General features: G+C 51.0%; 1 protein-coding gene and 1 pseudogene. Both read left to right on the top strand.

The window, feature by feature from the left end:
* A partial coding sequence (locus BG74_RS16540; protein WP_244267260.1) for a Slp family lipoprotein occupies positions 1-236 on the top strand: 236 nt, incomplete at its 5' end.
* A 47-nt stretch (positions 237-283) separates the two neighbouring features.
* Positions 284-1045, top strand: a pseudogene (locus tag BG74_RS03885) (ribonuclease D); the annotation flags it as partial.

Here is a 1045-nt window from a genome sequence, read left to right as displayed (position 1 = left end):
TGGAAGGGCAATGGATCACGGTCATCGGCCCGATTACAGGCACGGAAAAAGGCCATATTGATAAAGCGGATTACATATACATGGTTATGCAGGTGAACGGTTATAAACGCTGGCGTGTCGTGCATCAGGTCTCGGCGCCCATGGGGCCGCTGCTCGGACTCCGAGGGGACTACCACTATAGATCGCTATGGGGGACTGACCGGTTACGGTCCGGAATGGGGCGCTTACTACGGTGACACGCGGGTAGATATCGTCTCATTGGACTAGTTTTTTCTTAACATATATGGAAGAAGAGATAGCGGTATTAGATTATCAATTAATTATCACAGTCAGGCTTTATACGACAGATGTCAGCAGGCCCGTCCAGCGTCCGTAGGTAGTAGTAGATACCGAATTTGTGCGTACAAACATCTACCATCCCCAACTGGGCCTGATCCAGTTATATGACGGTGATGCTCTGACGCTTATCGATCCGCTGGCGATTGCCGATTGGCAGCCCTTCATTGCGCTTCTAGCGGATCAACAGGTCACCAAATTACTGCACGCTTGCAGCGAAGACATGGAAGTATTCTGGCATAGCTTTGGCCAGATGTCGGTGCTGATAATCGATACCCAAGTACTGGAGGGGAGGCGTTTACCGGCCGCGTACTATCCTGCGGACTCACCGCGTTGGTGGCTGAAACGTTGCAGGTCACGTTAGATAAAATTGAATCTCGCACCGACTGGTTCGTGCTGGCGCTCAATGATCGGCAGTGTGATTATGCTGCCGCCGATATTTGCTGGCTCTTGCCGATAGCACATAAGCTGATAGCACAAACTTAACAGTCGGGATTTGGTGGTCGCAGGCTATTCATGAATGCGCGGCCCTCTGTCAACGGAGCCAGAAAATTAACGATCCTGAACTGGCGTATAGAGATATAGCTAACGCCTGATAGCTGCGCACGCGTCAGGTTGCAGGCCTATACCAGCTGGCCTGCTAGCACCTGAATAAGGAACGTGAGCGCGATATGGCCGGTCAGTTTCATTGTTCATGAAGAAAATCTGT

This window comes from Sodalis-like endosymbiont of Proechinophthirus fluctus (assembly GCF_001602625.1).
Lineage (GTDB): Bacteria > Pseudomonadota > Gammaproteobacteria > Enterobacterales > Enterobacteriaceae.
The sequence above is the reverse complement of the archived record's forward strand: the minus strand, read 5'-3'. Positions and strand labels throughout refer to the sequence as shown.